Here is a 24,360-nt window from a genome sequence, read left to right on the forward strand (position 1 = left end):
GGTATATACCTCCTTTAAGAAACAAAGGGTTGGATTATCTGCGTAACTTGTTCCACTGTTTGTGCCTCCCGCAGCTTCTTCATGCTGGCTTCATCCGAGAGAAGTTCCATCAACTGGGACAGAGCGGCTAAATGCATGTTGTTGTCCAACGCGGCAAAGGTAATGGCTACGTCAACAGGATCATTCTGTTCATGACCGAAACAAACCGGATTTTTCAATGTCACCAAACTCATGCAAACGGCGTTCACACCGTCCTCGGGACGGGCATGGAGAAGCGCAATCCCCGGGGCGATCACCATGTATGCACCATGCTCCACCAGATTCCGCTCGATTTGTTCTACATAGGAGGATTCGATCATGCCCTGTTTCAGCAACGGGGCCGATCCGGTACGGACAACTTCCCGCCAGTCGGTACAGGAATGCCCAACCAGGATGTGTTCCTTTCTCAATAATTGATCCAACATTGGGTCGTACCTCGTCCTTTCTGATGAATGGTGGGCCGGAGGCCGGCTGAGATGTCCGGTTGCCCAGCCTTGAAGCGTTTGTTCCAAACCGGCTCTGTCATGGATGTCCGCATAGGCTTCAATCAATTCCATCAAACGGGAGATTGAGGGGGAAGCAACTTGCGGATGGTCCAAAAGAAGTGCTTTCCGCAAACGTTCGATCTCCTCCCGGTTAGGGACGGGTTTAATCGTGAACACCGGAAGGTCCAAGGAGGATGGCTCCATCGGAACCGTGCTGACCACGAAGTCGGCCCGGGTTTGCTCCGCTACTTCCCTGGCACGGGCGGCGGACGTGACGCCTGCCCAAGATACCCCGGGAAGTTCCCTGCGAAGGAAGGATTCCAGCAGCTTGGCTGTTCCTACGCCGGAAGCACAGACCAGCAGGACCCGTCGAACCATCGGCTCCTTTTCCTTCAAGCGCATCACCGCAGCCCCCATGTGCATGGTGATATATCCGATCTCCTCCGGCGGAACAGAATAACCGGTTTCCCTTTCCAACCAAAAAGCGGCTTTTTGTGAAGCGGCATAAATCTGTGGATAGCGGGAACGGATCTCCTTGACGATGGGGTTCTTGATGAAAAAGCCGTATCGGAGCCGGACAAGAGCTGGTTGCAGATGGGCCAGCAGTCCCTCCCGCAGTTCTTGGTCGGTTTTCAATGGCAGTTGTAACGTTTCTTCCACTATATGAATAATCGCATCAACATAACGGCCAATCGGTTGATCCTTCTCCCCATCCTTCGGTAAAGATACCCGAGATCGTTGCGCTCCCAGCAGGTGAAGAGTCAGATAACCCGTTTCCTCTTCGGGGATCGTCACTTGAAACTTCTCTTCCAGAAGGTCGGAAAGACGTTTGGCCTCCAAAAACTCGGGCAAACCCTTCAGGTCGGCCAATTCCCCTTCCGACATCACCAGATCTTTGTGCTTCCGCAGACGGATAATCGCCAGTCCAATATGAACGACCAATCCCTGAAGCGCCCGGTCGGAGAGTTCCTGGATCAACGGACTTCCCCAGCGAAAGAGAGCGCTTTCAATTTTGCGGGTCATCTTCTGGGGCAGCCACTCTCCAAAAGGATCGCGATCGGAAGTACCTCCGGTTCCCTCCCTGATCCGACGCAAAAACAGCCGAAGTTCACCGGAAGCCCACGAATCCGTCAAGAGGGAAGCCGCCGCTTGGCGCCAGTGGAATTCTTCCGCCCGGAGACGGATACCGAAGCCGGGGATTCGTTCCACAACCACTCCGTGGGCAGCCAGCCTTTTTTCCGCTATTTTGAGGTCTTTCAGCAGAGTACCCCGAGATACGTCCAATTCCCGAACCCATTCATCCAAGGTTACCCTTTCCGGGTGTTGCAGCAGAGAGGCAATGATGAACCGGATGCGTTCTTCCCGGGTAAGCGGGACGATCCGCGGGCTGGGAGCGTTGAGCTGTTTCTTTGCAAGACTTCGCCCGGACTCCGTACCACGCAGAATTACCCCGCGTCGGGGGCGCCGATCCAGTTCCAGTCCCTGCTTCCGAAACCAGTCTTCCAGACGGTTCAGATCATAGCGGATCGTACGGGAACTGACGCGAAACCGGGAAGCAAGAGAACCCACAGTCTCAAAATCCCTCTGATGCAACAAATGCAGGCCGATAGATTGCTGCCGCGGTGTCAAGGGTTGGATCATATCGGACACCTGCCAATCCTGCAAAAATAGATGATTGGGATGTGTCTTCAGTGTAACATCCCTTTAAATAGGGCGTCACCTGTAATTTGTTTCCGCTTTCAATGCGGCAAAATTGTATTATCATGTTTCGCGATCTCTAACGTTTGATAAGCTCTCTTTCGAAAGTGCTGTGACATTCCCCGACCTATCGATCACTCTTACCTTCCCGTTTCATACATATGCCCCGGTTTCGCCACGATTACAGCTGGTTCACGCGCAGTAGAAAAAGCTCCCTAGCAGTACCGGGAACACCTTGATGGCTTGATTTTGTTTTATAGATGGTAGCAATAAGGTGATCTACAAAAATGACGCGATGAACGTCTTTTCCAACTGTATCAATGGCACCCCTTTGGGCGTATTCATCCGAACTATTTCTATTTCATCCACCTATATGAGGATCTGTCCCTATTTATGGACATTTATATTTTTTGTATATTAGTATTTTTCATGAAAGCGATTCCATCCAGCTTCACTTGCCTTTACTATCGCCCTCGGACAACCAAGAGAAATCATGGGTTTTGGACATCGTGTCTAAAAAGACGGTGATCCAGCGCGAAGCATTTGCGGAACATGACGTACCAGTTAGCCAAGATGAACGGAGATCCAAAAAGGCATCCCATTTCGGAACGAATGGACAGTTGGTTCTTCAAACAAAAGGGCTGAAACCCAATGTCGATTTTTACTCTGCTTTTATCTAGGTATCCAGCGGGAGTTGTTTACACCTCTATTTGCCGTTAGCCATATAGCAAGCCGGACAGCTCACGTGATGGAGCAACTGGCTGACAACCGATTGACCCGGCCCCGGGCGAAGTATGTTGGTCCAACCAATCGCGGTTGTGCCTATAGACAAACGACAATGAAAAACCGGAGGGGACATCATGCAACAGCGCATTCGGAATCATTTACTAAGGTCACGTGTCCTTACAGCAGACGAAGCGCAAACATTCATCCAAGATGGTATGACGATTGGTGTAAGCGGATTCACTCGTTCCGGAGATGTAAAAGCGATTCCCCGTGCCTTGGTTGACAACATACGAAAAACCGAAAACTCACGCCAAATTCACCTTTACTCGGGGGCTTCCTTAGGAGATGCGGATTCATGGCTGAGCACCCAACATGTCGTTGATCGCCGTTCTCCCTATCAAAGCGACCCGGATACCAGGCAAGGGATCAACTGTGGAGAGATCCGCTATATCGAGCAACACCTCAGCCACAGCGCGGAATGGTTCCGGAACGAGCATATCGACTTGGCAATCATCGAAGCAGTGGCGATTACAGAGAACGGAGGAATTATCCCAACAACCTCCGTGGGAAATTCCCCCGTATTCGTACAAAAAGCAAAACAAGTGATTGTAGAAATCAATCTTTCCATGCCCGAATCCCTTATCGGCATCCACGATATCTATATCCCGGAAAATCGGCCGTTCCGTACCCCGATCGGGATAACACATGTTGCTGACCGGATCGGGACACCCTATATCCCTTGTGATCCGAATAAAATCGTCGGTATCGTCATGACGGATGATCCCGATTCGCCTTCGAAAATTGTTGCTCCGGACGAGGAAACACAACAAATGGCCGAATATATTTTAGAGTTGCTGTCACATGAGGTCAAGCAGGGCCGTTTATCCGCCAAACTGGCCCCATTGCAAAGCGGTGTGGGTTCCGTCGCCAACGCGGTTTTCAGCGGATTGGAAAAGTCTCCATTCAACCAGCTTGAAATTTATACGGAAGTCATGCAGGATGCAGTGTTTCAACTATTTGATTCCGGCAAGGTCTCATTTGCCTCCGGCTGTTCGTTCACCCTTTCCGAGAGCATGAGAGATCACGTCTTGTCCTCCCTTCCCCGATACCGAAAGCAACTCTTGCTCCGTCCCCAAGAGATTTCAAACCATCCCGAAGTAATCCGGCGGCTTGGGGTCATTGCCATAAACGGAGCCCTGGAGGTCGATATATATGGGAACGTGAATTCCACTCACGTACGAGGAACCCATGTCATGAACGGGATTGGAGGTTCGGGAGACTTTGCCCGCAACGCCGGTTTAACTATCTTTGTGACGAAATCAACGGCCAAAAACGGAAGGATCTCCAGTGTTGTTCCTTTTGTTTCCCATGTGGACCATACGGAACACGACGTTGATATCCTTGTGACCGAACAAGGGATTGCCGATTTGCGCGGGCTATCTCCTCGGGAACGGGCAAAAACGATTATCGAAAACCTTGCCCATCCTCTCTACAAAGATGCTCTTCGTGACTATTTTGAAAGAGCATGCGTTCAAGGAGGCAATACGCCTCATCTTTTGGATGAAGCGCTAAGTTGGCACCACCAATTCAAAGAGACGGGGGATATGCGAAAACCCGTATCCGCTATGATGTAGGGGAAGAAGGTTCTTTCCCCATTTTCGAGCCGCCCATTCGGCTCCTTTTTTCTTGTTGCATGCTAAAATATTGATTTTCTTAGAAGAATTTCTCCCCACCGGACTTACCCCGACTAAGACAACACTTCCTCCTTCTCAAAAGGCCACTCAGGGAGCTTCTTTCGCAATTCTTTATCTTTTCGATAGCCCAGGGCGTATTCTCCTTGCATCACCTGATGGATTTCCCTTGTCCCTTCATAGATAACGGGAGCTTTGGCATTTCTCATGTAGCGTTCCACCGAAAACTCGTGGGAGTAGCCGTTGGCCCCGTGAATCTGGACGGCATCCACGGCGGCATTGAAGGCGGCGTCACAGGCGTACCATTTGGCGAGGGAGGTCTCCCGGGTGTTCCGCAATCCCCGGTTTTTCATCCAACCCACCCGGTAAACCAGCAGCTGAGAGGTCTCAAATCCCGCCACCATCTTGGCGATCATCTGCTGAACCAGTTGGTGTCTGCCGATGGGCCTTCCGAAGGTTTCCCGTTCATTGGCATACTTGACACAGGCTTCGATGCAGGCATCGATCAGGCCGACCGCCCCGGCGGCCACACTGAAACGTCCGTTGTCCAAGGCGGACATGGCAATTTTAAATCCTTCCCCTTCTTCCCCGACGAGATTAACCTTTGGAACCCGCACATTTTCCAGAAAAATTTCACCCGTATTTCCCGCACGGATCCCCAGCTTATTTTTGAATCCGCGGGTGGTGACCCCCGGATATTCCCGTTCCACGATGAAACAGGAAATCCCCCGGTGCCCATCATCCGGCGACGTCTTGGCGAAGACCAGGATGTGGTCCGCAACATCGCACAAAGAAATCCAGGTTTTGCTGCCGTTCAGGATATACGAATCCCCGTCCTTAACTGCCCGTGTCTGGATGGCGGCCACATCGGAACCGGCGTTGGGTTCCGTCAGCCCGTAAGCCCCCACTTTCCGGCCCTGTGCCTGGGGGGTGAGATATTTCTCCTTTTGAAATTCATCACCCCATTGAAGCAAGGTCATGCTGTTCAACGCCGTATGGACGGAGACGGCTGTGCGGAAGGCGGTGTCTCCCCTTTCCAGTTCGGCACAGACGATGGCCAGCGTATTGTAGTCCATCCCCTGACCGCCGTATTCTTCGGGTATGCACACCCCCATCAACCCCAGGTCGGCCATTTTCTCAATAATACCGGTTTCAAAATGCTGTTCCGCATCCCACTTTTCAATATGGGGCATGATTTCCCGGTCCACAAACTTGCGAACCATTTTTTTTACCGCTTGTTGATCTTCCGAGAGTGAAAAGTCGAGCATCCGAATCCCTCCTTGTTTTGTTATCAGTTGGGAGAAGTATCGGGTTGCCGGAAGACCCGAAACGACCCGGTGCCTGTAGCGATCAGCTCTCCCCGGTCATCTGTTACGGTTGCCCGGGCAGTCACCGTACGACGGGTTTGGTGAATCACTTCCCCCCGGCACCACATTTTCCCCTCCGCAGCAGGGGCCAGAAAATACACGTTCATCTGGGTGGTAGCCGTTTTCCAACCAGAAACGGAGCGAACAGCCAGTCCCATGGCGTTGTCCATCAAAGTAGAAAGAACACCGCCATGGGCCGTCGCATTTCCATTCAGGTGGAAGTTCTCCAGCGTAATATGCAACTGAGCTGTCCCTTCTTCTACCTCATCAATCTGACACCGGATGTGGCTCCAAAAGGGAACCTTCCGGAAATATTGGATGAGTTTATTGAATTCCTCCCCGTTCATCTTTCCATCGCCCACAGGTATCACCTACCATCCTTTAAATTGGGGCTTCCGTTTCTCCAAAAATGCTGCGATTCCTTCCCGTTTATCCTCTGTCGTATATAACAGGCACTGGGCCAGCTTCTCCACTATCAACCCCGTTTGCTGGTCGGTCTCCAGCCCGGTTCGCACCGCCAGTTTGGCCAAACGTACCGCCAACGGCCCCTTGGACAAGATCGCTTGCGCTTTTGCTTCCACCGCCTCCATCAATCTCTCCATTGCCACCACCTCGGAGACCAAACCGATGCGCTCCGCTTTTTCCGCATCGATCATGCTTCCCGTGAGAATCAAATCCAGGGCCAAACCCTTGCCCACCAATCGGGCCAACCGTTGCGTTCCCCCCGCTCCCGGAATAATGGAGAGATTCAATTCCGGCAAGCCGAATTTGGCATTTTCCTGGGCAATCCGGATGTCACAGGCCATCGCCAACTCGCATCCCCCTCCCAAGGCATAGCCGTTGACGGCAGCGATGGTGGGTTTGGGATACTGTTCGATTTCATCGCAGAGGCGTTGCATCACGGAAGCCAGTCCATCATGGATGGTTCGCTCCTGTAACTGTCGGATATCCGCCCCGGCGGCAAAAGACTTCTCCCCCGCCCCCGTGAAAACGACGAGCCGAACCTCTTCCCGTTCCCGCCACTGGTCCAACACCCTACGAATCTCCTGCAGGACCTCTCCGTTCAAAGCATTACGCACTTCCGGGCGATCTATCGTGATAAACCCCAGCCCTTCCCGAATGTCCGCTTGGATCGTTTTTAACGTCTGCATGATTTTCCCCCTTGTCAAACACCCAGATAAACATTGCGCAAATCCTGACTGTGAAGAAGACCGTCCCCTTTTCCCTCAAAAACGATTCTCCCGCTGACCAGCACATAACCCCAGTCCGACTGTTGAAGCGAGGAAGTAGCGTTTTGTTCCACCATCAGAATCGTAAGCCCCATCTCTTTCAGCTCCTGAATAAACCGGGAGACCTGCCGCACCATGATCGGAGCCAAGCCCAGGAACGGCTCATCCAACAGCAGCAACCGGGGCTGGGACATCAAAGAACGCCCCAGGGCCACCATCTGTTGCTCCCCGCCGCTCAATGAACCGGCCGGTTGTTTCTCCCGCTCCCTCAGCTTCGGCAGCAGAGAGTAGACGAAGTCAAACCCACGGTCCCGGAGTTTCCGCGCACGGGGGGTATAACAACCCATCTCCAGGTTTTCCCGTACCGTCATCTCCGGAAAGAGTCGTCGCCCTTCCGGAACCAGGGAGATCCCCGCTTCCTCCACCCGTCGCTGAGTAGACCAGTGACCGATGTCCTCCCCCTCAAATTCCATTTTGCCTTGCGTCTGAATCTCCACCCCCATCACAGACTTCATTAAAGAGGACTTGCCTGCGCCGTTGGCGCCTACCACACTGACAATGGAACCGCTGGAAACGGTAAGTTTAAGGTCATGCAAGACCGTCAAATCCCCGTAACGACCGTACCAATTCTCAATGGACAGCATCGGGATCCACCTCCCCGAGGTAAGCCTCTACCACTTCCGGATCCCGGATGACCTCCCTGGTCGAACCATGAGCCAACTTGGCACCGTGATGGAGAACCAGCAACCGTTCGGACAGTTGCGTGATGGCCTGCAGCACATGCTCGATCATAATCAGGGTGACACCGGATTCCCGTACCTTTCGAAGCACTTCCATCATGTCCTGAACCTCATCGGAAGCAAGTCCCCCCATCACCTCGTCCAGAAACAACAGAGAGGGACGAGTGGCCAGCGCTTTGGCCAGCTCCAATTTCTTTTTCAAACCCATTGGAAGATGGGTAATAGACCGGTCACGGTAAGACTCCAGCCCTACGAACCGGAGAACGCCCTCCGCACGTTCCCTTGCTTCCCGTAATGTGGAAGAAGTCTGCAAAGCCGCGACCACTACATTTTCCTTAACATCCAGATGTCCGAAAGGTTTGGTGATCTGGAAAGTCCGGGTCATCCCCAGCCTGCTGATTTTGTACGCCTTCCATCCGGTGATGGGCTGATCTTTAAATCTCACCTCACCGGCATCCGGCGGGAGAAAACCGGTAATGAGGTTGAACAATGTCGTCTTTCCCGCCCCGTTCGGCCCAATAATGCCCAGAAAGTCGCCTTCTTCGACGGTAAAGGAAACGTCATTCACCGCCGTCAGCCCGCCAAACCGTTTCGTCAGATGTTCGACTGTCAGCAATGGAGCCACTTACTTCTCCCCCTTTCCGGAACGGAACCGACGGGTGAACCACGGAATCAGCCCCTCCGGCACAAACAGGACGACCAACACCAGCAGGGAACCGTACATCATGGCCTGAATGCCCCCCTGCGCACCTTGAAAGACATCGCGCAAAAACGTATCCAGTCCGGTCACTACTAGGCTGCCGAAAATAGGCCCCGAAGCCGTGCCCAATCCGCCGATCATCGCCATTAACACCATTTGAATGGAGACGCTGAATGAGAACTCATGATACGGTTCGATGACGGTCACATACTGGGCGTAGAAAGCCCCGGCCATGGCCGTGATGGAGCTGCTGACCGCGATGATGACCACCTTGACCCGAACCGTGTGGATGCCGAGAGCCTGGGCCGCCGCTTCATTGTCCCGAACCGCCATCAACTCGTAGCCAAATTTGGATTCCTTCAACCATCGGGCCAGCAGATAAGGAACGAGGCAGATGGCTAAAGCAATGAAGTAATAAGGGATCTTAGAATCGAAGGCCATGTTGACGAATCCCGGCTTATAGGGAATATTGACTCCCTGCGACCCCTGGGTTAGCTCCGTCCAGTTGACGGCAGTGATCATCAGTACCTCGGAAATGGCGATCGTAGCCAATCCGAAGAAAGGTCCCTTCATCCGTAAGGTAATCATCCCGATGAACCAGCCCATCAACCCCGCCAAAACTGCTCCGGCCACCATCCCCAACCACGGGGAAACATTCAGCTTCACAAAGAGGAGCGAAGAGGTATAAGCCCCGATGCCAAAAAAGGCGGCATGTCCGAGGGAAAGCAATCCCCCGTATCCCCCGGCCAGATTCCAGGCCCCTGCCGCGGATGCCCAGAGAAGTGCCAGAATGAGAGTGTCCAGATAATAGAGTTGGTTTTGCAGCAAAAAAGGTAGTAGCGTCAGCAAGAGAGCCGCTGCGCCATAACCCCGAGCGGATGGATAGGCAAAGTTACGTTGCTTTTTGACTTCCGTCATCACATTCATCATTGGTTCACCTCGGGAATCCGCTTACCGAACAACCCCGCCGGTTTCACGATCAGGATCACGAGAAAGAGCAGCAGATACACCAATTGCTTCATGGAAGCCCCTATAAAATAGGCGCTTACTGTCTCTACCACTCCGATCAACAGCCCTCCGAGGATGGCTCCGCGAAGACTTCCTAGTCCACCCAGGACCACCACCACAAAGGAAATCAACAGAAATTGCGTCCCCAGAGTCGGATGGACCGCATACACGGAAGACAGCAGGGCACCGGCTACTCCCACCAGAGCCGTTCCGATGGCGAAGGAAACCGTAAAAATCCGTTGCGGATTCACGCCCATCAGGATGGCGGCAAACCGGTCCATGGATGCCGCCCGAATGGCCTTTCCGAGATAGGTGTAGTGCAGAAAAGCAAATACCAAGCCGGTAACGAGAAGGGCTCCGATGAATGCGATCAGGAGGGGGGCCGATATTCGCAGGTCTCCCCACTGCAGAGAATGGGTGGCCCACTCATTGTGGACGGAACGGTAATCGCTGGACCAAAGTAACAGTGCAGCGTTTTGAATGACGATGGAAATTCCAATGGTGGCCAGAATGGATGCTTCATGGGAGCGTCGGATAGCAAAGCGGATCACGCCCCAATAGATCAAGGCCCCCAATGCGGCCAATACGGGGATGACGAGAAAGAGCCCCGTGTAAAGTTCCACGGAATACAGGGTGAAGAGCCAGTAAGACAAGTACATCGCCACCATGAGCATGTCACCGTGAACGAAGTTGACAATGCGCATCACCCCAAAGATCAAGGTCAGTCCCAGACTGATCAGGGCATACACCCCGCCGATCAGAATTCCGGAGATCAACAATTGCAGGAAGATCACGATCAAACCCTCCTCTCTTTATTTCCGTTCCGACCACTTAGGCAGAGGAATCATCGCCGGCTCGCGCTTTTTAAACTTCTCGGGGTAAACCACCGCTAATTCTCCCCCCTGCCACTGCATTACCGACATGGCTGCCCGGGTGTTCTGACCGGATTCGTCAAACTTGACTCCCCAACCGACCAGGGTGGAACCGATTGGTTTGTCCAGGGAAAGAGCGGCTTTCCGGATTTGATCGGGATCAGTCCCTCCTGCTTTGGGGATGACATCGTGAAAGAGGATATACGCCGAGGAGAACGCCAGCCTGGCAATCAGGTCAGGTTCCACACCGAATTTTTTCTTATACCGTTTTTGGAATTCTTCTTCGATCTTGCGCATCTCGGGGGAGAGTGCCCGAGGGTTGATTGATATGGCGCTACTGGTATCCAGGACCCCGTTGGCCGCATCGCCGAAGGTTTGTCCGAAGTTGTCCGAACTCTGACCCGCGCCGTTTCCGATGAAGACTTTAGCGTTCAGATCCATTTGTTCAGCCTGTTTCCAGAACAACTGGGCATCGGTGTTATACTGCACCATGTTGATAATATCGGGTTTGGCATTTTTCAGACGGAGAATCGCCGAAGACATGTCATTCGTGGCTTTTGCGTTGTACCGGACTTCTTCCACAATGGGAATGCCGGCCTTTTTGGCCGCCTTTTTAGTAGATGCCGCGACTCCTTCGCCATAGTCCCCGTCTTCATGAATCAGCGCCATTTTCATTTCTCCGTTTTTTAATCCCAGTTCGGGTGCTACCACTTCTTCAAGAAATTGGATTGTCGCGGGTCCATACATGGTGGCATCCGGGTTGGGTCGAAACACATACTTAAGCCCGCGGCGGGTGAGTCGGGGATCGGTAGCTGCCACCTCCCACAACACCGCATGGTTCCGTTCGGTAATCCCGCTGGCAGCCAGGCTGATGGGACTTGCATAAGTGCCGACAATCAGTTGCAACTTCTCTTTCAGGATCAGTCGGTTCACCTCATGAACACCGGTGACCGCCGTGGGCACATCCACTTTAGCCAGTTCGATTTTAGGCCCCTTCCCCCGGGCGTTGGCCATATCTGCAGCGATCTGTGTCCCGTTGGCACAGGATTGGCCGATCTTAGCCAGGTTGCCTGAAGTTGGGAAAGCCACTCCCACTCGAACTTTGTGGGAATCTGCCCGCGGATCCGACGGGCTGCAAGCGTTTACAAACAAGGAGACAATAAGTAGAAGCAGACTGATCGAAACGAACTTCGACCGCTTCAATGGATGGCCTCCTTTCGCTTCGCCACCGTTAACCCGGGATGAACCCCAAATCCGGCGGGAGTAATCGCCTTTAACTCTTCCAGGGTAAGATGTTCCCCGATTTCCACCAAAGTCATCTGTCCTTCGCTGAAATGGAAAACCGCATGTTCCGTCACCAAGACATCCACCTCTTGTTTCGCCGTGAGGGGATACGTACAGGAGGGGAGAATCTTCGGATTCCCATCTTTGGTCAAGTGGGTGGTCGCCACGATCACCCGTTTCGCTCCCACCACCAAGTCCATAGCGCCTCCCACCCCAAGCACCGTTCTGCCGGGAACGGCCCAACTGGCCAAATCCCCTGCCTGACTCACCTGTAACGCACCAATCACCGTGGCATCGAGATGACCGCCCCGCATGATGGAGAAGGACATCCCACTGTCGAAGTAAGATGCACCGGGCAACTCGGAAATCGGTTGCCTACTGGCGTTAATCAGGTTGGGATCCACCGAGTCCGGGGAAGGACTGGGTCCCACCTCCAGCATCCCGTTCTCCGTATGCAGATGGATGTTGAAATCGGAGGGGATATAGTTGTTGACCAGGGTGGGAATGCCGATTCCCAGATTGACGATATCACCGTCGCGAAGTTCTTGTGCTGCCCGTCGGGCGATGGAATGCCGTACCTCTTGAGTATACATGTCACTCACCCCGTTACCAGGATATCGACGAACAGATGGGGAGTTATAACGGCTTCCGGATCGAGTGTCCCCTTTGGAACGATTTCATCCACTTCTACAATCGTCAGGTCGGAAGCCATGGCCATCAGGGGATTGAAGTTGCGCGCGGTTTTGTAATAGACCAGATTCCCCAGGTCATCCGCCTTGTGGGCCTTGATCAGGGAAACATCCGCCTTCAGGGCTTTCTCCAGTACATAGGACTGGCCGTCAAACACCCTCTGTTCCTTTCCTGCCGCCAGCTCCGTTCCGGCCGCCGTTGGTGTGTAAAAGGCGGGGATTCCGCTTCCCCCCGCGCGAAGGGCCTCGCAAAAGGTCCCCTGGGGAAGCAGCTCCACTTCGATTTTCCCCTGCTGATAAGCGGTCCCGACATCCGGATTGGTGGTGAAATAGGTGCCCACGGCTTTCTTGATACGGCCCGTATTCAGCAATTTCCCCAGCCCCTGGCCGGGGGTTCCGATGTTGTTGCTGATGACTGTAAAGTCCGTCAGGTCCGTTTTCACCAAGGCATCCACGAGCTTCAGGGGTACCCCGGACAACCCGAAGCCGCCCACCATGAGTGTGTTCCCGGACCGGATGTATTCCATTGCCTCCTCCGCCGTCTTCCGAATCGCAGGCACAGGTGCCCCCCTCCTTAACGGACATATTCACGTTTTAACTGGGCGGCGATGATGTTCCGTTGGATTTCCGAGGTCCCCTCGTAAATCCGGGTGATCCGGGCATCCCGGTAAAACCGTTCTACCGGGAACTCTTTCATGTAGCCCATACCGCCAAAAATCTGTACTGCCCGGTCGGCGATACGGTTATAGACCTCGGAAGCATACAGTTTGACGGCTGCCGATTCCTTGATCACTTTCTTTCCCTGATCCACCAGCGAAGTGACCCGATACAGGAAACTGCGGAGGGTCTCAACTTCCAAGGACGTATCCGCCAGCATATGCTGAATCGCCTGGTTTTCAAAAATCGGGCGGCCAAACTGCTTCCGCTGCATGGCGTACTCCATGGAAAGCTCCAGCAGTTTCTCACAGGATCCCAAGCATCGGGCGGCTAGGGATGCCCGTCCGTTCGCCAGGATTTTCAGCGCGTTGACATATCCTTCTCCTTCTTCCCCGAGACGGTTATCTACCGGCACTTCACAATCTTCGAAGAACAACTGACAGGTATGAGAACCACGGAGGCCCATTTTCACGTCGGAGGGTCCGCGACTCATTCCCGGAGCCGATCTCTCCACGAGGAAAGAGGAGATCCCCTTGGCCCCCTTGTCAGGATCGGTGCTCGCCATCACTGTGATCACATCTGCTTCCGGGCCGTTGGTAATGAAATGCTTCATGCCATTGAGAATGTAACGATCCCCTTTCCGTTCCGCACGGGTGCGCAAATTGGACGCATTGGAACCCGCCTCCGGCTCGGAGAGAGCAAACGCCCCGATCCATTCCCCCGCGGCCATCCGGGGCAGAAACCGTTGCTTTTGCTCCTCGTTTCCCATCTCGACAATTCCTACACTTCCGATTCCCGTATGGGCCCCGATCAAGCTGGTAAAACCATTGTGCGTCTTGCCCAGTTCCTCGAGCAGCATGCACTTCCCGGTCATGTTCAGCCCCAGGCCCCCATATTCTACCGGGATGGATAGTCCAAAAAGCCCCAACTCTTTCGCCTGTTGCACGATCCCTTCAGGAATGCGGTCTTCCTCCTCGATGGTCTGGGCCTCCGGTTCGACGACTTCCCGGACAAAATCTCGAACCACCGCACGCAATTGCCGGATTTCCGTTTCCGTTACTGTCATCCCGTTCACCGCCCTATGGAGAATTCCTGCTGTTCTTTTACTCGCCGGCCCTGTTCGTCATACCGGTAAACCCCTTGACCCGTCTTTCTCCCCAGCCGTCCGGATTTAACATACTGTACGAGAAGGGGACAGGGGCGAAACTTCTCACCAAGCGTCTCATGCAAATATTGCAATACCTTGAGACGGGTATCCCATCCCACGAGATCCCCCAATTCAAAAGGCCCCATGGGATAGTTCAACCCCAATTTGACCGCTTGATCGATATCTTCCGGTGAACCCACGCCTTCCATCAACATATAGAACGCTTCATTGCCGACCAATGCACTGATCCGGCTGGTAGCAAAGCCGGGACGCTCCTGGATGCGAACCGTCTCTTTTCCCATTTCCCGCCCGAGCTTTACGGTCTGTTCCACCACCCAGTCAGTGGTTTGCAACCCTCGAACCACCTCTACCAGTTTCATGCGATGAACCGGGTTAAAGAAATGCATTCCGATGACCCGTTCCGGTCGGGAAGCCGCGGAAGCAATTTCCGTAATGCTCTTGGCAGAGGTGTTCGTGGCCAGAACCACATTTTCGGGGCTGATGGCATCCAGTTTACGGAAAAGGGATTGCTTGGCCCCGATGTCTTCCACAATCGCTTCAATGATAAAATCACAAGAAGCCAGTTCATCAAGGGATTTCACGGTTTGAATTCGGGTCAGGGCGGCCTGCCCGTCTGCGTGGGTTAAACGTTCTTTTTCAATCTGACGTTTTACAAGGGAAGCAATTTGTTGAATAGCCTTCTCCAATGCAGAGTCACTGACATCAAACAGTCGAACATCATATCCCTGAACGGCCGCCTGATAAGCAATCCCTACTCCCATAACCCCTGCACCGACAATACCGATGTGATCCACCTGCCGCATCAGATCCCTTCCTCCATTCGTTCGACGATAGTCGCTATTCCTTGTCCCACTCCGATACACATCGTTACTAAACCATAGCGAACGTCTCTTCGCTTCATTTCAAACAAGAGGGACGTCAACAACCGGGCTCCTGTACTGCCCAGCGGGTGACCCATAGCGATCGACCCTCCGTTGACATTCAGCTTTTCTTCCGGAATCTCCAGCTCGCGGGCGCAAGCCAGGGCTTGGGCGGCAAAGGCCTCATTCAGTTCCACCAAATCAATGTGATCCATCGTTAATCCGGCCCGTTTCAAGGCTTTCCGAACTGCCGGAACGGGGCCGATACCCATGACCGAGGGATCGACGCCGGCAATGGCACTTGAAACAATGCGGCCCAAGGGCGGCAAACCATACTCCTTTGCTTTCTCCGGCGTCATGAGAAGCAAGGCGGACGCTCCGTCATTGATGCCGGAAGCATTGCCGGCCGTCACGGTTCCACCCTCTTTAAAAGCAGGACGTAATTGCTGCAATTTCTCCAGGGTGGTATCTGGACGGGGATGTTCATCCTTTTCCACCCACAGGACTCCTTTATTTGTCCGGACGGGAACGGGAACCATTTCTTCCTGAAACCTGCCCGATTGGATCGCATCCGCTGTCCGTTTTTGACTCCTTAAGGCGAATCGGTCTTGGTCTTCTCTGGAGATCCCGTATTGTTCCGCTACATTCTCCGCCGTTTCTCCCATGGAGTAGGGGGGGTACATCTCTGCCAGCCGGGAATTGATGAACCGCCAGCCGATGGTGGTATCGTAAACGGTTCCATTTCCCCGCGGAAATGCCCGTTCCGGTTTAGGCATCACCAAGGGAGCACGGGACATGCTCTCGACACCGCCGGCAATCATAACCTCCCCCTCTCCCAGACGGATGGCCCGATGCGCCTGGTTCACCGCTTCCAATCCCGATCCACACAGGCGGTTGACAGTTACACCTCCGACAGTGACAGGCAATTCCGCCAACAGCGAGGCCATCCGTGCCACATTCCGATTGTCTTCCCCTGCCTGGTTGGCATTGCCGAAATATACATCTTCCACAATCTCTCCGGGTATTCCGCTCCGCTCCATCACGCCTTTGATAGCAACAGCAGCCAGATCATCCGGCCGTACCGACGATAAACTGCCGCCATATCGGCCGACAGGAGTGCGGACCGCTCCCGTAATCCATGCCTCTTCCAAGGCTATTCACCTCCTCGGTTAGTCACGAGAAAGAAAAGCAAAGAACATGCCAATTAGAAAATCCGGGAACAGCCGTCAGATAATGCAAATCTAAGTCACAAAAAATAAGTCGATTCCGCATGATGAATCGGAATCGACTTAAACATTAAGACTTCTCCTTGATGCCGTATTTATATGCTTTGCGAATGGCACTGGATTGACTGATTCTCAGTTGTTCAGCGACCCGGTAGGAACTGCGGTATCGTTGATAAGCCTGAGAGAGAATCCTTTTTTCCATCCAGGAGGAAAACTCGGGTAACGATGGAAACGAGCAGGTCTCATTTGTTAACGAATAGGAATCTCCGTTGATCTCCAACGTGTTTTCACCGTTTTCCGCCGGTACCGGCTCTTTTTCTCTCAGGTCGCGGGTTTCCGGGATGAAATCGGGAACGATAGCGTCATCGGGGCTGGTAATCACCAACCGCTCCACCATATTGGCCAATTCCCGTACATTCCCAGGCCAGTGATACTCCCGGAGTTTTTCATAAACCGTCGGTACGAAATAACAAGACTTCCGATGCTTCCGGTTGAATTTTTCGAGGAAATGAACTAACAACGGCTTGATGTCGTTTTTTCTTCGCCGGAGCGGGGGAATTTCGATGGGAATGACACTGATCCGATAGAAAAGATCTTCCCGGAACTCACCCTTTTCCACCATGGCCTTCAGATCCCGATTGGTGGCGGCAATAATCCGTGCATTAAAGGGAATCGCCTCGATCCCTCCCACCCGGCGCAGCGTTTTCTCCTGTAGGACCCGCAACAGTTTAACCTGTAACGGTAATGGAAGCTCCCCGATTTCATCCAAAAACAGCGTCCCGTTTTCCGCCAATTCAAACATCCCGGGTTTGCCTTCCTTTTTGGCCCCGGTAAAGGCTCCCGGTTCATACCCGAATAGCTCCGATTCAATCAACTCGGCGGGAATCGCGCCACAGTTGACCGTGATGAAAGAGCCCGTCTCAAACCGGGGACTCTGTCTATGAATCGCCCGGGCGAATACTTCCTTACCCACACCCGACTCTCCCAGCAACAGGACGGTCGTATCCGTTCCGGCGACCCGCCGGGCCATATGATAAGCCTGTTTCATGGCCAGATCACTCATGATGATGGAGGGATCATCTTGTAAGTGGAACTTACGCAACTGCGATAACTCCCGTTTGTAACGGGCAGACAACATCCGGGTTTCATCCAGCTCATCCTTCAGTCGATTCAACTCCGAAACATCCCGGATATTGGTAATTACCCGGACGATTTCTCCTTTTTTGTTAAACACCGGGCTACCTGTAATCACATTGAGATTTCCCTGCTTGTTCGCCTGAATAGTGGTGACTGGCTTCCGACTCTTCAGGATTTCCAGCGTAACGGACTTTTTCAAAATCCCCCTTCGCTCCAGATAGCGGACATCTTTTCCGATATAGTATTCTTTCGGGATTCCAGTCAGCCGTTCAATAGCCGAATTGGTGTGAAGGGTAATGCCGTGATGATCGGTAATATATATGCAGTCATACGAATTCTCTATGATCTCATCCAGCTCATTTGTACCGATCGATCCCTGAAAATAAGGTTCCAGCCGATATATCTCCCCGCCTTCAAGACACTCAAGCTGTTCGGAATGACACCGGTATGCTTCCCCTTTTCGGGTAATCCAGACATTTTCCGATGTCCGTTCCAGGATGGATTCCTTCCATTCCTGCCAAGTATCCGGGAATTCCTTCTCTGTTGTACGGTGCCATAGTTGTTTCATGGCTCGGCTGACATGTTGAATCTTGCCCGTTGGGTCAACGATGACCATCGCACAGGGAGTGTCCTCCCAGAGTCGTTTCCAATCCAACTGCATGGAACCTCCTCTTCCGAATATGACTTCGCCGATAAAGGAAAAACACCCTTCTCGGTGTTTTCAATAGGCATCTGTCCTCATCCTGAAATTTCTTCCATTCCAGGTGGAAGGATTATGGTTTTCTCCCTTTTTCCGACGGGGAACATTTGATGGATTCTATTTCTCCTCGAATGGATTCCGCTGGCTGTTCCAGTTTAAATATACTTTCGTCAAGGCTTTCCCGGCGGTTTTTCCCCCTATTTCAGCTAAGCACTCTATCAGAAGCTCCATGGGTGTCACATTCTAGATAAAGGATTTCCGGCCGTTCAACCACTGCCCGCCGTCCACCGTTAAACATTCTCCGTTGATATAATCCGCTTCCGGGGAGAGGAGAAATTTCGCTGCATGGGCGATTTCCTTAGGTTGTCCCAGACGGCCGATCGGAACGGTCTCCACCGTTCGTCGATAAGCTTCTTCCGATTGAAACAACCGCTCCTGACCGCCCGTGTCCGAAACAGGCCCCGGTGCAATCGCGTTGACCCTGATTCCGTACTTTGTCCCCCATTCGACAGCCAGCGTTCTTGTCATCGCCAACACGCCTGCTTTGGCGCACGCCGAGTGAATGACTCCCACACCGGCTCCCCATGCGTATGTTGCGAGGATGTTAATGATCCGGCCCTTCTGTCCATTCTTGATCCATTCTCTGCCAACCGCCTGGGAACAATACCACGTCCCGTTAAGAACAATGTTGACAACCGCATTCCACCCATTGATGGACAGGTCTTCCGCCGGACAGATAAAATTGCCCGCCGCATTGTTGACGAGGTGATCCATCCGGCCAAAAACCCTTTTCGTCTCATTTACCGTATACTGAACTTTTTCCGGATCGCGCACATCCATCTGCACATCCAAAACCTGCCCATCAAACTGTTCGATCTCTTCTTTTGCTGCTTCCAACCGTTCCGCCGATCTCCCTGTAATGACTACCCGTGCCCCTTCCGCTGCAAATGTTTTGGCCATCGCTTTTCCCATGCCACTACTACCGCCTGTGACGATCACTACTTTGTCTTTCACCGTAATTCACCTCCTCTGCCTCCGATGAAACCAAAAACGTAAGTTTCCCCAGGGCAACATTCTCTTCCTTTTGATTGCGGGCAAACACGTCAAACTTGTAAGCAATGGCCGAGTCTCTTTCTTCTTTACCTACTACTTTGCCGCCAATCGTGATGACATCGCCGACAAACACCATGCCAGTAAACCGTGTATAAAAGTTTTGCACAAAACCGTATTCCAGATAGGGGGAGAACCATCGTGAGAGTTTCGCCATGGTGAGCATGCCGTGGGCGATGACCCCCGGCAAGCCCGCCTTTTCCGCCGCTTCGTCGATCGTGTGAATGGGATTGAAGTCGCCCGATGCCCCCGCGTATCGGATGAGTTCCAAACGCGTCACCGGCGGGAAAGTGATGGGCTCCAACGCCTCCCCTATTTCCCATTGAACGGGCAGCTGACGAGTCATGCGTTCATCTCCTTTCGGACCGCTTCCGTCACAATGACGGTCGAGCTGGCGATAAAAATCCGCTTCCCCTCTCGATCCTCCCCGATTCGTTCAAAGATGAGGAAATACAGCGGCCCACTTTTTCCCTCTTTCTCAAAGGCATCCTTCAATACGAGGGTACAAAACACCTCTTCGCCAACAAACAGCGGCCGGTTGTATTCAAAACGCTGATCACCATGAATCAGACCGCTTTCCGGCAACTCAAGCCCTTCGATAGAGCCATAACGAAAGGTAATGGGAAACGTAGGCGGAGCCACCCGTTTACCGTACGGATTCTCTTTCATGTAATGGAAATCGCCGATCGCTTCGGCGAACTTCCGGACCGCCCCCGATTCCACCACATTCACTTCCCCGTTTGAACGGCTCCCAATCAAATTCGACCACATATGCCCACCCCGCCATGGTTGGATTTTGGACCCTTATTGAACGGGACGCCGATAGCTACGCCTTCGGCCCGCCGGCGACATATAGAACTTGTCCGTTGACAAACGACGATTCCTCCGAAGCAAAGAACAATGCCGCATGAGCAATATCTTCCGGCTTTCCGGTGCGACCTACGGGAATCTGTTGCCGGGCTGCTTCGACGAACGCTTCAAAATCCACTCCGATTCTGGCTGCCGTCGCCTTGGTCATGTCCGTTTCAATGAATCCCGGAGCAATCGCATTACAAGTAATCCCGAATTTCCCCAGCTCGATCGCCAACGTCTTTGTAAAACCCTGTAAACCGGCTTTCGCCGCCGAATAATTGGCTTGTCCGCGGTTACCGAGCGCCGATGTGGAGGACAGGTTAATGATACGCCCGTAGTTTTGCTCCACCATGTGTTTTTGTACGGCACGGCTGCACAAAAAGGAACCCGTCAAATGGACGTTCAACACGTGGTTCCAATCATCGTCCGTCATTTTGAACAACAAGTTGTCGCGAATAATGCCGGCATTGTTGACGAGAATGTCCAAGCGTCCCCATTTTTGTACGATCTCGTTTACGGTGTTCTCCACTTGATTTCGATCGGTCACGTCGGTTTTTATAGCGATAACTTCCAATTCCTGTTCCTTTAATTCCTTCTCCGCTGCCCGCAATGGGTCCTCGCTCACGTCTGCCAAGCATATTTTTGCTCCCTCTTGGGCAAAACGCTGGGCGATCCCTTTGCCGATTCCCCGGCTGGCACCAGTGACCAAAGCAACCCTTCCTTTTAATCGTGCCATGTTTTTTCTCCCCCCACAGCAAAAATTCGTCAATGGATTGATTCTCCCTAGATTCGACCCGTTCCTTCACCCAAAACCTTGATCGTTTCCCCTGTCGCATAGGAGGAAGCCTCCGTGCCGAGGTAAAGCAAGTCTTCCGGCATTCCGAGCCGCCCCACCGGAATGTTCCGTTCCAATTCTTTCTTTATTGTCGGAGTCGGAACGAGCACCTCTTCCGATCCTTCCGCCAAAATAAGCCAGGGAGCAATGCACTTAACCAAAATGTCGTATGGGGCCCTTTCCTGTTATGAGGGATTCAGTTACTCCCCTTCTTTTCCATCAGATCACCGGGAACTGCATCTGGAAAGGGACTTCGCTTGAGATTTCGGTTGACCAAATAGATACTGAGAACAATGAAGAACATACCCATTAATAAATCCAGGGTAAACGATTCTCCAAGGAAGACCACGCTTACCAAAACGGAAATCATCGGTACGAGAAATGTAAACGACGCCACCTGACTGGCTTCCCCGGCCTGAACCAATGTAAAATAAACGATCCATGCCGACGAGATCCCAAAGGCTGCCCCAAATACGAGTCCGGACCAATAAATCCCGTTGTTCCACACGATTTCCGCGGGGTTTTCCACGGTGAAGCCCGCGATGGTCATGGCGGCACCGCCAAGGAGACATTGGAAGGCAATTAACCACAGGGAATCCACTCGGTCTCCTATTTTTTTAAAATAGACCGTTCCCAATGCCCAACCGGCGGCAGTGATCAGGGCCAGCACAACCCCTATCACTGAAGCATTTCCAAGGAACCCGTTCAGACCGGCGGCCAATACACCCAAGAACCCCAATAACAGCCCCAGCAGTTTAACGGATGTGAGAGCCTCCCCTAACCACAGCCAGGCAAAAATCCCCACAAGGACCGGTTGAAGGTACACGATCACAGAAAACAAGCCAGCCGGAAGATAGGTGAGCCCGACGGTCTGCCCCCCGAAAAACACGATGGAATTCAGAAAAGCGGCAATAAAATAGATATGCCAATTCCTCCGAAAACGAATACGGCGGTATCTGGGAATCGCAATGATCGCCAGACCCAAACCTCCTAGTAACGTTCGCATCCCTGCAAACAAAATAGGCGGCGTAAAGTCTAGTGAGGCCTTGTAAACAGGCCAACACAGCCCCCAAACCAATACCAAAAACGCAATCATAAAAAAAGAACGCATACGAGTCGGTATTGCCATCGGCAGGACTCCCTATCAAATAGTTTCGTTTATCGAAATACTATCATTGTATTTTTGTCCGGATCAAGCAATTTGAAAAATAAAGCCACCCCCATGAGTGGCTAATTATCAAGCATACGTTATGTCCCGATTTCGGGATGGTCCCTTAAATCGTTTAACTTTCCGGTCCTATGCCTGATCTATACAGGATCTCAGATAGTGTACAGTTTGCGGATAGGCATCTGCCGGATCTCCAATGATCCGACACTCGAGTGCCATATACCTATCGAATCCGATTTCTTTTAAGGCGCGAATCCCGGAAACGAAATCAAGGTGAGCCGTACCGGGTTGATAGCGGTGGCTGTCGGCCAGATGGACATGGTAAATCAGGTCTTTTGCTCTATGAATACTCTCTGGAATATTCGACTCTTCGATATTCATGTGGAAAAAGTCCGCAATAATTTTCACCGCCGAAAATCCGCCTTCTGCAATCAACGCGGCGGCGTCGGACAAACGGTTCAGCATGTGATCTTCATACCGGTTCAGCGGTTCCAACAGGAGAAGGGTACCCGCCTGTTGCGCGCTTTGTTCAATTTTTGTGAGAGATTCCAACAATACTTCCTTATCCTCTTCTTCGCTCCGCGGGGGTGTAAAAGGTGGTAGCCGTTTGGAGAACATCCCATAGGCGGCAGGGACGACAACTCCTGTCGCACCGATCTCCCCCGCTCGTGTCATGATTTCGCTGATATCATGGATCGCTTGTTTTCTTCTCTCTTGGTTAAAGTCCCCGATCCAGCCACGGTATCCACCGCAGACCGAGGATATGGGAACTCCGGTAAATCGTACGGCTCGTTTGATTTCGTCAAACCGCTCGATCAAATCCTCTCCGTTTACCTCTAATCCCTCAAACCCTAAGGATCGGATCCGGGTTAGTTTTTCCTCAAAGCGGTTTCCGAAGAAGGAATTGTCCTGTACCGCAAGTTTCATTTATTCTCCCCCGTTAACCCTAAAAATTGACTAGATTTTATCTTTGTCCCCCATGTACTGATTAACAAAATGCGATTCCTAACTTAATGCTTTTTTCGGGGTGACGGTCCACGTACTCGCAGTATCCCTGTGCCGACTCCGCAAAAGGAATGACCAGATCAATGATGTGCTCGCAGTCGATCCGGTGGGTCTTCAACCAATCCCAAGCGACGTCCTCGATTCTGTGTCGGTCCCAGCGAGGGTAATCCGGGTTGGGTTCGCTGCACGCCCGCGAAAAGATCACCTTGCCGTAGTTGAAGTGGGCTTCGCGTCCCAAATCCAATCCGCCCTTGAAGGCCCGAGCCCAGCCTACGTAGGCGATGGTGCCCCCGTAGGCGAGTCCGCGGAGCGACTGCTGCAGGGCCTGTTCATTGGCACTTGTTTCGATAACGACGTCGACGCCCAGCTTTCCCGTCCGTTTTTTCAATTCCAGCCCCACATCCTGCTGCAACGGATCGAAAGCCTCGTCGGCACCGATGCGTAACGCTGCTTCTCTTCTCCGTTGGATCGGGTCGACGACCGCCACGTAATCGGCACCCGCAACCTTAGCCATTTGGGCGGCAATCTGCCCGATCGCCCCCAGCCCGATCACGGCAACGCGGTCTCCCGCCCGCAACCCGCTGTCGCGTACCCCACCCAAGGCAAACTGGGCCGGGTCGAAACAAAGGGCGTTTTTCCACGACATCGAGTCGGGAACCTTTCGCAGACGGGGATTGTCGACGGCGTCGACGATATGGGTCTCACGGATTCCTCCGTACCCGCATACGCGCTCGCCAATGACGTATTCCGTCACCTCTGAGCCCACCTCAATGACTGTACCTACCCATTGATTCCCCAGGTTCCATTTGCCGAAATGGATCTCGTATGTGTCATTCTCTTGTCTCTTCAAAAATGTACGCCACTCCGGATCGTACTTTTCGGTTGTATGCGGACTTACCCCACGAAATTCGGCCAGTTCCGATCCATGTTTCGGAGCGGCATACTCCACCTTGACTTTGATCTGGTTTTGTCCAACCGGATGATCTTCATACTCTAGGATTGCCGCCTCATGTGGTGCAACGGCCACGAGTTGCTTCAACATCAAAATCCCTCCAACATTCATGATAAGCCGGGGCAACCCGGAGATCATCGTTTAAGCCGCGATGAGGGAACG

Annotated in this window: 24 protein-coding genes; 1 reads left to right on the forward strand and 23 read right to left on the reverse strand. The window is 52.7% G+C overall.

Going from position 1 to position 24,360, the window contains the following annotated elements:
* Nucleotides 1-14: 14 nt before the first annotated feature.
* A complete protein-coding gene (locus IEW70_RS07950; protein ID WP_188647401.1) occupies nucleotides 15-2,165 on the reverse strand; it encodes a BglG family transcription antiterminator in 2,151 nt (716 codons plus the stop codon).
* 917 nt (nucleotides 2,166-3,082) lie between these two features.
* On the opposite strand from IEW70_RS07950, the gene scpC reads away from it, so the two are divergent.
* Entirely contained in the window at nucleotides 3,083-4,582 is a 1,500-nt protein-coding gene (gene scpC / locus IEW70_RS07960) for a succinyl-CoA:acetate CoA-transferase ScpC (RefSeq protein WP_188647402.1), read from the forward strand.
* A gap of 113 nt (nucleotides 4,583-4,695) precedes the next feature.
* Here the strand turns inward: scpC and IEW70_RS07965 are convergent, their stop codons facing one another.
* From IEW70_RS07965 to IEW70_RS08070, 22 genes are all read right to left on the reverse strand, one after another.
* Complete coding sequence (locus IEW70_RS07965) at nucleotides 4,696-5,907, reverse strand: acyl-CoA dehydrogenase family protein (protein WP_188647403.1); 1,212 nt, start codon at nucleotides 5,905-5,907, stop codon at nucleotides 4,696-4,698.
* Between the two features lie 23 nt (nucleotides 5,908-5,930).
* Nucleotides 5,931-6,368 carry a PaaI family thioesterase gene (locus IEW70_RS07970; RefSeq protein ID WP_229751888.1) on the reverse strand — a complete coding sequence of 146 codons (438 nt, stop codon included), beginning with the start codon at nucleotides 6,366-6,368 and terminating at the stop codon, nucleotides 5,931-5,933.
* A 9-nt stretch (nucleotides 6,369-6,377) separates the two neighbouring features.
* On the reverse strand, nucleotides 6,378-7,157 hold the full coding sequence (locus tag IEW70_RS07975) for an enoyl-CoA hydratase/isomerase family protein (protein WP_188647404.1): 780 nt from the start codon (nucleotides 7,155-7,157) through the stop codon (nucleotides 6,378-6,380).
* A gap of 14 nt (nucleotides 7,158-7,171) precedes the next feature.
* Nucleotides 7,172-7,879 (reverse strand): ABC transporter ATP-binding protein, encoded by a 708-nt coding sequence (locus IEW70_RS07980; protein WP_188647405.1) that lies wholly within the window; start codon nucleotides 7,877-7,879, stop codon nucleotides 7,172-7,174.
* Nucleotides 7,866-8,600, reverse strand: a complete 735-nt coding sequence (locus IEW70_RS07985) for an ABC transporter ATP-binding protein (protein ID WP_188647406.1) — start codon at nucleotides 8,598-8,600, stop codon at nucleotides 7,866-7,868. The genes IEW70_RS07980 and IEW70_RS07985 overlap by 14 nt, the downstream gene beginning before the upstream one ends.
* Complete coding sequence (locus IEW70_RS07990; protein WP_188647407.1) at nucleotides 8,601-9,602, reverse strand: branched-chain amino acid ABC transporter permease; 1,002 nt, start codon at nucleotides 9,600-9,602, stop codon at nucleotides 8,601-8,603.
* Complete coding sequence (locus IEW70_RS07995; protein ID WP_229751889.1) at nucleotides 9,602-10,477, reverse strand: branched-chain amino acid ABC transporter permease; 876 nt, start codon at nucleotides 10,475-10,477, stop codon at nucleotides 9,602-9,604. The genes IEW70_RS07990 and IEW70_RS07995 overlap by 1 nt, the downstream gene beginning before the upstream one ends.
* 18 nt (nucleotides 10,478-10,495) lie before the next feature.
* Complete coding sequence (locus IEW70_RS08000; protein WP_188647408.1) at nucleotides 10,496-11,758, reverse strand: ABC transporter substrate-binding protein; 1,263 nt, start codon at nucleotides 11,756-11,758, stop codon at nucleotides 10,496-10,498.
* Nucleotides 11,755-12,432: a 3-oxoacid CoA-transferase subunit B gene (locus IEW70_RS08005; RefSeq protein WP_188647409.1), complete on the reverse strand. Its 678-nt coding sequence runs from the start codon at nucleotides 12,430-12,432 to the stop codon at nucleotides 11,755-11,757. The genes IEW70_RS08000 and IEW70_RS08005 overlap by 4 nt, the downstream gene beginning before the upstream one ends.
* Nucleotides 12,433-12,437: 5 nt before the next feature.
* Complete coding sequence (locus tag IEW70_RS08010; RefSeq protein WP_229751890.1) at nucleotides 12,438-13,088, reverse strand: CoA transferase subunit A; 651 nt, start codon at nucleotides 13,086-13,088, stop codon at nucleotides 12,438-12,440.
* Between the two features lie 14 nt (nucleotides 13,089-13,102).
* A complete protein-coding gene (locus IEW70_RS08015) occupies nucleotides 13,103-14,251 on the reverse strand; it encodes an acyl-CoA dehydrogenase family protein (protein WP_188647410.1) in 1,149 nt (382 codons plus the stop codon).
* A 5-nt stretch (nucleotides 14,252-14,256) separates the two neighbouring features.
* Nucleotides 14,257-15,156, reverse strand: a complete 900-nt coding sequence (locus IEW70_RS08020) for a 3-hydroxyacyl-CoA dehydrogenase family protein (RefSeq protein ID WP_188647411.1) — start codon at nucleotides 15,154-15,156, stop codon at nucleotides 14,257-14,259.
* A complete protein-coding gene (locus IEW70_RS08025; protein WP_188647412.1) occupies nucleotides 15,156-16,364 on the reverse strand; it encodes a thiolase family protein in 1,209 nt (402 codons plus the stop codon). Before IEW70_RS08025 ends, IEW70_RS08020 begins: the two co-directional genes overlap by 1 nt.
* Nucleotides 16,365-16,509: 145 nt before the next feature.
* Complete coding sequence (locus IEW70_RS08030; RefSeq protein WP_188647413.1) at nucleotides 16,510-18,237, reverse strand: sigma-54 interaction domain-containing protein; 1,728 nt, start codon at nucleotides 18,235-18,237, stop codon at nucleotides 16,510-16,512.
* A 282-nt stretch (nucleotides 18,238-18,519) separates the two neighbouring features.
* Entirely contained in the window at nucleotides 18,520-19,290 is a 771-nt protein-coding gene (fadH, locus tag IEW70_RS08035; RefSeq protein ID WP_188647414.1) for a 2,4-dienoyl-CoA reductase, read from the reverse strand.
* Nucleotides 19,256-19,732, reverse strand: a complete 477-nt coding sequence (locus IEW70_RS08040) for a MaoC/PaaZ C-terminal domain-containing protein (RefSeq protein WP_188647415.1) — start codon at nucleotides 19,730-19,732, stop codon at nucleotides 19,256-19,258. The genes fadH and IEW70_RS08040 overlap by 35 nt, the downstream gene beginning before the upstream one ends.
* On the reverse strand, nucleotides 19,729-20,157 hold the full coding sequence (locus tag IEW70_RS08045) for an FAS1-like dehydratase domain-containing protein (protein ID WP_188647416.1): 429 nt from the start codon (nucleotides 20,155-20,157) through the stop codon (nucleotides 19,729-19,731). Before IEW70_RS08045 ends, IEW70_RS08040 begins: the two co-directional genes overlap by 4 nt.
* Nucleotides 20,158-20,212: 55 nt before the next feature.
* Entirely contained in the window at nucleotides 20,213-20,974 is a 762-nt protein-coding gene (gene fabG / locus IEW70_RS08050) for a 3-oxoacyl-ACP reductase FabG (protein WP_188647417.1), read from the reverse strand.
* A 47-nt stretch (nucleotides 20,975-21,021) separates the two neighbouring features.
* A complete protein-coding gene (locus IEW70_RS08055; RefSeq protein WP_188647418.1) occupies nucleotides 21,022-21,234 on the reverse strand; it encodes a Rossmann-fold NAD(P)-binding domain-containing protein in 213 nt (70 codons plus the stop codon).
* Between the two features lie 35 nt (nucleotides 21,235-21,269).
* A complete protein-coding gene (locus IEW70_RS08060) occupies nucleotides 21,270-22,202 on the reverse strand; it encodes a DMT family transporter (protein ID WP_188647419.1) in 933 nt (310 codons plus the stop codon).
* Between the two features lie 168 nt (nucleotides 22,203-22,370).
* Nucleotides 22,371-23,168, reverse strand: coding sequence for a sugar phosphate isomerase/epimerase family protein (locus IEW70_RS08065; RefSeq protein ID WP_188647420.1), 798 nt, complete (start codon nucleotides 23,166-23,168; stop codon nucleotides 22,371-22,373).
* Nucleotides 23,169-23,229: 61 nt separating this feature from the next.
* Nucleotides 23,230-24,285: a zinc-dependent alcohol dehydrogenase gene (locus tag IEW70_RS08070; RefSeq protein WP_188647600.1), complete on the reverse strand. Its 1,056-nt coding sequence runs from the start codon at nucleotides 24,283-24,285 to the stop codon at nucleotides 23,230-23,232.
* Nucleotides 24,286-24,360: the final 75 nt, after the last annotated feature.

It is taken from the genome of Marinithermofilum abyssi (genome assembly GCF_014641195.1).
In the GTDB taxonomy this organism is placed as follows: domain Bacteria; phylum Bacillota; class Bacilli; order Thermoactinomycetales; family DSM-45169; genus Marinithermofilum; species Marinithermofilum abyssi.